The sequence below is a fragment of the Pseudomonas quasicaspiana genome, from assembly GCF_021147825.1.
Classification (GTDB): Bacteria; Pseudomonadota; Gammaproteobacteria; order Pseudomonadales; family Pseudomonadaceae; genus Aquipseudomonas; species Aquipseudomonas quasicaspiana.
In genome coordinates this window covers 36035-43723 of the sequence record NZ_JAGTPI010000053.1, presented here as the reverse complement: position 1 = coordinate 43723, position 7689 = coordinate 36035, and the positions used below count along the sequence as shown (strand labels likewise).

The window sequence follows — 7689 nt, the reverse complement described above, 5'->3', positions numbered from 1 at the left end:
CACTTTCTCCTGTGGGAGCCGGGCTTGCCCGCGATGCAGACGCTGCGGTGTTGCAGGTGAACCGAGTCGCTCTTATCGCGGGCAAGCCCAGCTCCCACAAGGTCATGTGCTGGCTCCGCGACAGCGTCCTCTGAAGTAAGCCGTCGCGGGCTAGCGTTGCTGGGGCAGGCGATCACTTTCTCCTGTGGGAGCCGGGCTTGCCCGCGATGCAGACGCTGCGGTCTTGCAGGTGAACCGAGTTGTTCTTATCGTGGGCAAGCCCAGCTCCCACAGAGTTATGGGCTGGCTGCGCGATAGCGTCCTCTGAAGTAAGCCGTCGCGGGCTAGCGTTGCTGGGCAGGCGATCACTTTCTTTTGTTGGAGCCGGGCTTGCCCGCGATGCAGACGCCGCGGTGTTGCAGGTGAACCGAGTTGTCCTTATCGCGGGCAAGCCCAGCTGATACAGGTTCTCGAAGGACCGGCTTCATCCTGGAGGACGGTCTTCCGGCATCGTCACTCAGCCAGCACTTCAATCGCCACTAAGACCACTCCCTCGCTGACCATCTCTCCTTCGCTGCAATGCACGCCAGTAACGAATCCGGCCTTGTCAGCGCGGATGCTGTGTTCCATTTTCATGGCTTCCAGCACCACCAGTAGCGTACCCGCTTCAACGTTCTGGCCGGCTTCGACCAGAACCCGCACGATGCTGCCATTCATGGGCGCGGTCAGTCCGCCTTGAGGGGCGTGGCTGGCGTCTGCTGCTGTGATGGGATTGAAGCGTTTGACAGCATGCAGGTTACCTGCCCATTTCAGGAACAGGGTGTCGTCGCGACGCAGCGCCAGGTGTTGCTGACGCACGCCGTTTCGCTCAATCAATAACTGATCGCCAATCAATTGAAATGACGCTGCGCTGTCATCGTACAGTTTGATGATTTGCTCCCGATCATCGCAGGCCAGGTGCAGATCTACTTCACTTGCCATGCCAAAGCGCAGGCCCTTCATTGACGACCAGGGTGAGTGGGCATCGTCCTGACGCACGCGAGCAGGCTCGCTCTGACTGAACGCAGCAGCGGCCGCTTGCCAGAACTCTTCCGACAATGGAGTAGGCGGCGGCAACAGTTGCGCCTGATGGCGCGGAATGAAGTCAGTGTCCAGTTCGGCAGCAGCAAATGCCGGGTGGCCGATGATGCGTCGGAGAAACGGCAGGTTGGTTTTGACCCCACCCACAACGAACTCATCGAGCATCGCCAGGAGACGCAAACGGGCTTGCTCGCGGTCTTCCCCCCACGCAATCAGCTTGCCGAGCATGGGATCGTAAAACGGTGAGATGCTGTCGCCCTGCGCCACGCCACTGTCGACCCTGCGCCCGGTGCCTGGCGAGCTTTCGCGATAAAGCGCCAGCGTCCCGGTAGCGGGCAGGAATTCATTGTCTGGATCTTCAGCGTACAACCGCACTTCGATGGCGTGGCCCATCAAAGGCACTTGCTCCTGAGTCATCGGCAGCGCTTGGCCCTGTGCGACTCGCAATTGCCATTCCACAAGGTCCAGACCGGTAATGGCTTCGGTCACAGGATGTTCAACCTGCAAGCGGGTGTTCATCTCCATAAAGAAAAACTCGCCTCGGGCATCAAGCAGAAACTCCACAGTTCCCGCGCCGACATAACCAATGCTCTGCGCCGCTTTAACCGCAGCTTCGCCCATGGCCTTGCGTAACTGCGGACTCAGGCCCGGCGCGGGCGCTTCCTCGACGACTTTCTGATGACGACGCTGGATCGAGCAGTCGCGTTCGTTGAGGTACAGGCAATGACCGTGCTGATCAGCAAACACCTGAATCTCCACATGGCGAGGTTTGAGCAGGTATTTCTCGACCAGCATGCGCGAGTCGCCAAAGGATGACGCGGCTTCGCGCTGCGCCGAGGCCAGTGCGTCTGCCAGATCTTCAACGCGCTCGACAACCTTCATGCCTTTGCCACCGCCGCCCGCAGTAGCCTTGAGCAGTACCGGGTAACCAATCTGCTCGGCTGCATCGCGAAAGGTCGCCAGATCCTGAGCCTCGCCGTGGTAACCCGGTACCAGCGGCACACCAGCTTGTTCCATCAACGATTTGGCCGCGGACTTGCTGCCCATGGCGTCGATGGCGGAGGCGGGCGGGCCGAGGAAGATCAGGCCGGCGCTTTCAACGGCGCGAGCAAATTCGGCATTTTCGGAGAGGAAACCGTAACCGGGGTGAATCGCCTGAGCGCCACTGGCGAGTGCTGCGGCGATTAGTCTGGATATCTGCAGGTAGCTGTCGGCGGCTTTACTGCCCCCCAGGTTGACCTTGATGTCTGCTTCCCGAGTGTGGCGGGCGTGTCTGTCTGTTTCGCTGTGAACAGCGACGGTGGTCAGCCCCAGGTTTTTCGCGGTGCGCATGATGCGGCAGGCAATTTCGCCACGGTTGGCAATCAATACAGTCGTTAGAGTGGAAGCGCTCATGGGCGTGGCTCCTTGGGCTGCTCGGTCTGCCAGGCGGGTGGACGCTTGTCCAGAAAGGCGCGCAGACCTTCCTGGCCTTCAGGGCTGGTGCGAATCCGGGCGATAGCGTTTTCGCAATAGCGACGCAGGGCCGGCGTCAGTGCACCATTGCCCACTTCGCGCAGCAAGTCTTTGCTGGCTCGCATGGCCTGGGGGCTGTTCAGAAGCAGATTGCCGGTCCAGGTCTCCACTTGTTGCTCAAGCTCCTGCGGCGGATAGCACTCGGCAATGAGGTCGATTTCCCGGGCACGCACACCGTCAAAGCGTTCGGCGGTCAGTGCATAGCGGCGGGCTGCGCGTTCGCCGATGGCTTGAACCACGAATGGACTGATCACCGCAGGCGCCAGGCCGATGCGCACTTCTGACAGACAAAACTGAGCGTTTGTGGCGCCAATGGCCATGTCGCAGCAACTGATCAGACCCAGCGCGCCGCCGAATGCTGCGCCCTGTACTACCGCCAATGTCGGAATCTTCAGCTTGGCGAGGTTGTACATCAACTCGGCCAGTTCGCGGGCATCATCCAGGTTGGTGTTGTAATCCAGATCGGCTGCCTGCTGCATCCAGGCCAGGTCCGCCCCCGCGCTGAAGTGCTTGCCGCGGCCGCGTATCAGCAGGAAGCGCAGGCTGGCATCAGCCTGAACCGCATCCAGCGCGAGGATCATCTCGCGGATCATTTGCGCGTTGAACGCGTTGTTTTTCTCGGGCCGGTTCAGCCAGAGCGTGGCGTAGCCTTTGGGATCTCGCAACAGTTCGACGGTTTGAAAGTCAGTCATGAGGGTTTCCTGATCACATGCGGAACAGACCGAAGGTCGTCGGTTCGATAGGCGCATTCAGCGAGGCGGAGAGGGCGAGACCGAGGATGTCCCGGGTTTGTGCTGGATCGATCACGCCGTCATCCCATAGCCGGGCGCTGGAGTAATACGGATGCCCTTGATGTTCATACTGGTCGAGAATCGGCTGTTTGATGGCCGCTTCCTGGCTGGCACTGAACGGTTCGCCGCTGCGCTCGGCCTGTTCGCGTTTGACCTGGACCAAGACGCCAGCGGCCTGCTCGCCACCCATGACACCGATCCGCGCGTTGGGCCACATCCACAGGAAGCGGGGGTCGTATGCGCGTCCACACATCCCGTAATTACCCGCACCAAAGCTGCCGCCAATGATCACGGTGAATTTCGGGACTTTGGCGCAGGCCACCGCTGTCACGAGCTTTGCACCGTGCTTGGCGATGCCGCCGGCCTCGTATTTCTGTCCGACCATGAAGCCGGTGATGTTCTGCAGAAACAGCAACGGAATCCCGCGCTGGCAGGCCAGTTCGATGAAGTGCGCACCTTTCTGTGCCGCTTCGGCGAACAGGATGCCGTTATTGGCAAGGATCGCGACGGGATAGCCATGCAGCCTTGCAAAGCCGCACACCAGGGTGGTGCCAAACAGCGCCTTGAATTCGTCGAACACCGAGCCGTCCACCAGGCGGGCAATGACTTCACGGACATCAAAAGGTTGTTTGGCATCGGCGGGGATGACGCCATACAGCTCGTCAGCGGCGTACAGCGGAGCAATGGGGGCTGCGTTATTCAAAGTGCCGAGTTTGCGCCAGTTGAGGTTGGCGATGCTGCAGCGTGCCAGCTCCAGCGCGTGCTCATCGTTTTCGGCGTAGTGGTCGGCAACCCCTGAGGTACGGCAATGCACGTCTGCGCCTCCCAGGTCTTCAGCGCTGACCACTTCGCCTGTCGCTGCCTTGACCAGAGGAGGGCCGGCCAGAAAGATGGTTGCCTGTTGGCGAACCATGATCGCTTCGTCGGCCATGGCGGGTACATAAGCGCCACCGGCAGTGCAGGAGCCCATTACGACGGCGATCTGCGGGATTCCCAGCGCGCTCATGTTGGCCTGATTGAAGAAGATCCGCCCGAAGTGCTCGCGATCCGGAAACACCTCATCCTGTCGCGGCAGATTGGCACCGCCTGAGTCGACCAGGTAAATGCACGGCAGGCGATTCTGCTGGGCGATGGTCTGAGCCCGCAGGTGCTTTTTGACCGTGAGGGGGTAATACGAGCCGCCTTTGACCGTGGCGTCGTTGGCGATAATCATGCATTCCACGCCTTCGACGCGGCCGATCCCGGCGATCACTCCGGCAGCGGGCACGTCTTCGTCATAAACGTGCAGCGCGGCCAGTTGAGCGATTTCAAGAAATGGCGATCCGCTGTCTAGCAGGCGATTGATGCGATCCCGTGGCAGTAGTTTGCCCCGAGAGGTATGGCGTTCCTGAGCTTTTGGCCCGCCACCTTGCTGGATTTTGGCGAGCAGGTTACGCAGTGCGTTGACCTGTTCCAGCAAGGTAGCGCTGTTGGTGGCGAATTCGGTGGAGCGGGTGTTGATGCGGGTCTGGAGGGTGGTCATGGCTACTCCGGGTTTTTTTGCGCGCTATAAAAGATTCCGCGGTACGTCTGCCACTTTCGTCTCCTGCATCGTCGGAATGCCGCCCAGACCAAGCCTCGCTCCCACAAGAGATCGCATTTCAGTTCGAGTTGATAAGCGCGCACAGATTCTGACTCATTTGAACTGGAATGCAGTTCAATGTGGGAGCGAGGCTTGCCCGCGATACATGAGACGGGGTTGCAAGACGCTCCGCGTTATTGTTTATCGCGAAAAAGCAGCAATCATCGCGACTCATTAAACAATTCCCGCCCAATCAACATCCGCCGGATTTCACTGGTGCCTGCGCCAATTTCGTAAAGCTTGGCGTCGCGCAGCAGTCGTCCGGCCGGGAATTCGTTGATGTAGCCGTTACCGCCCAGAATCTGGATCGTTTCCAGAGCCATCTGCGTAGCGCGCTCGGCGCTGTAGAGGATGATCCCGGCCGCATCCTTGCGCGTGGTCTCGCCACGTTCGCAGGCTTGAGCCACGGCGTACAAATAAGCGCGGCTGGCGTTGAGCTGGGTGTACATGTCGGCGATCTTGCCTTGAATCAACTGGAACTCGCCGATGCTCTGGCCGAACTGTTTACGGTCATGGATGTAGGGTACGACCACGTCCATACACGCTTGCATGATTCCGGTTGGTCCTCCCGACAGCACGACACGCTCGTAATCCAGGCCGCTCATCAAGACCTTCACGCCACCATTCAGCGCCCCCAGCAGGTTCTCCTCCGGGACTTCCACATCGTCAAAGAACAATTCACAGGTGTTCGAACCGCGCATACCCAGCTTGTCGAACTTGCTGCCGCGGGAAAAACCTTTCCAGTCCCGCTCGACGATAAACGCGCTGATGCCATGAGCCGCCTTTTCAAGGTCGGTCTTGGCGTAGATCACATACGTATTCGCATCCGGACCGTTGGTGATCCAGGTCTTGCTGCCATTGAGGACGAAGCGGTCGCCGCGTTTTTCGGCTCGAAGTTTCATCGAAACCACGTCTGAGCCGGCGTTGGGTTCACTCATGGCCAGCGCCCCGACATGCTCCCCGCTGATGAGGGAGGGCAGGTATTTCGCTTTCTGCGCGTCAGTGCCATTGCGATTGATCTGATTCACACACAGATTCGAATGCGCGCCGTAAGACAGCGCAACAGACGCAGAGCCGCGACTGATTTCTTCCATGACCACGACGTGGGCCAGATAACCCAGTCCAGCGCCCCCGTACTCTTCAGCGACCGTGATCCCGAGCAGCCCCATGTCGCCAAACTTGCGCCACAAGTCGGCAGGGAACAGGTTGTCTTTATCAATCTGCGCAGCGCGTGGGGCGATTTCGGCAGCCACAAACGATTGCACCTGGTCGCGCAAAATATCAATGGTTTCGCCCAGAGCGAAGTTCAGGCTGGGGTAACTCATGGTTAGCGTTCCTTGTTATTTTTGGATGAGTCGCTATGACCTTTACGTTAACGTAAGCCTTGAGGTGGAGATGTGTCAATGAGCAGGTTTAAAGTCATGCTGTAGGTGTAGGAATGCATCACCCATAAAGTTTTCGCCAAATTTTGGCGTGGGTTGTGCACTAATTTCAAAGTCGCGACTCTGATACCTGTAAGCAGTTGTTACCAGGGTTTGTTAATGGTTTGTTAACAGAATTCGTTACACGAGTTCGCGGCAGAGCATGAAGCTCGCTCCAGACCGGTTGATACCGCTGGATGGATTACTTTCGGACCTGCATAGGTTGGATCGCACGATGGTACGTATCTGTGCATTATTACTGGTGTGCCTGACCCAAAGCCTGATTTCGGTGCAGGCCGTGGCCGACGACGACTGGAGTGTCGGCTACCACCGCCTCAGCTTTCCCGATCCGCTGGACTCTCAGCCGATGCAGGCCATTGCCTTTTACCCTTCTACGGCAGTGGAGCAAACCAGCACTATTCAGGGCTATACCGTTGATGCTGCGCTCGAAGCGCCGATAGCCCTGGGACGTTTTCCTTTGGTATTGCTCTCCCATGGCAATACCGGTACTCCACTCGCGCTGCATGACCTGGCCACGTCGCTGGCCAGGCAGGGTTTTGTAGTGGTTGCGGTGATTCATCCCGGCGATAACAACCTTGACCACAGCCGACTGGGCAGCGTCAGCAATCTGTATGGCCGACCACTGCAAATCTCCGAAGCAATCAGCACTGCACTGCTTGATCCGACGCTTGCGCCCTATATCCGCGCCGATCAAGTGGGCGTCATTGGCTATTCGGCAGGGGGCGAAACAGCTTTGATCCTGGCCGGTGCAGAACCTGATCTGCAGCGCCTGAAAACGTATTGCACCAAACGCCCTGATGATCGGGATGCCTGCAAGACCGGAGGCGAATTGCTGCTAGATCGAGATGATCTGCACGCACAAGCTGATCCCAGGGTTGGCGCATTGATGTTGATGGCACCGCTGACACTGATGTTTGGCCGCCATACTCTGGCGGACGTTCACGTCCCGGTATTGTTGTACAGCGGCGATGGTGACGAACTGCTGGCCGTTGACCAGAATGCCGAAGCACTGGCGCGCAAGCTGCCGCAGACGCCGGACTACAAGTTATTGGCGGGGGCAGGGCACTTCGTGTTCATGGCGCCCTGCAGCGATGAGCTGAGAGCAACTTCACCGGTTATTTGTAACGACCGTGAAGGTGTCGACCGGGAAGACATTCATCGCAACCTGAGTGCCGAGGCCGTGCGTTTTTTCGAGAATGCGCTGGGTATGCCTGAGTTGGGCGCCGGGGGAATGCAAACAGCCCATCATGAACAACCCTGA

5 protein-coding genes are annotated in these 7689 nt (G+C 58.8%); 1 reads left to right on the top strand and 4 read right to left on the bottom strand.

Annotated elements, in window-relative coordinates:
- Window positions 1–492: 492 nt before the first annotated feature.
- From KDX30_RS23220 to KDX30_RS23205, 4 genes are all read right to left on the bottom strand, one after another.
- Window positions 493–2454 carry an acetyl/propionyl/methylcrotonyl-CoA carboxylase subunit alpha gene (locus tag KDX30_RS23220; RefSeq protein WP_231677608.1) on the bottom strand — a complete coding sequence of 654 codons (1962 nt, stop codon included), beginning with the start codon at window positions 2452–2454 and terminating at the stop codon, window positions 493–495.
- Window positions 2451–3266: a gamma-carboxygeranoyl-CoA hydratase gene (locus tag KDX30_RS23215; protein WP_231677607.1), complete on the bottom strand. Its 816-nt coding sequence runs from the start codon at window positions 3264–3266 to the stop codon at window positions 2451–2453. Before KDX30_RS23215 ends, KDX30_RS23220 begins: the two co-directional genes overlap by 4 nt.
- A 13-nt stretch (window positions 3267–3279) precedes the next feature.
- Window positions 3280–4887, bottom strand: a complete 1608-nt coding sequence (locus KDX30_RS23210) for a carboxyl transferase domain-containing protein (RefSeq protein WP_231677606.1) — start codon at window positions 4885–4887, stop codon at window positions 3280–3282.
- Between the two features lie 260 nt (window positions 4888–5147).
- Entirely contained in the window at window positions 5148–6311 is a 1164-nt protein-coding gene (locus KDX30_RS23205; protein ID WP_099269482.1) for an isovaleryl-CoA dehydrogenase, read from the bottom strand.
- Window positions 6312–6642: 331 nt separating this feature from the next.
- Between KDX30_RS23205 and KDX30_RS23200 the strand changes: the two genes are divergently transcribed.
- Entirely contained in the window at window positions 6643–7689 is a 1047-nt protein-coding gene (locus tag KDX30_RS23200; protein WP_122395657.1) for an alpha/beta hydrolase family protein, read from the top strand.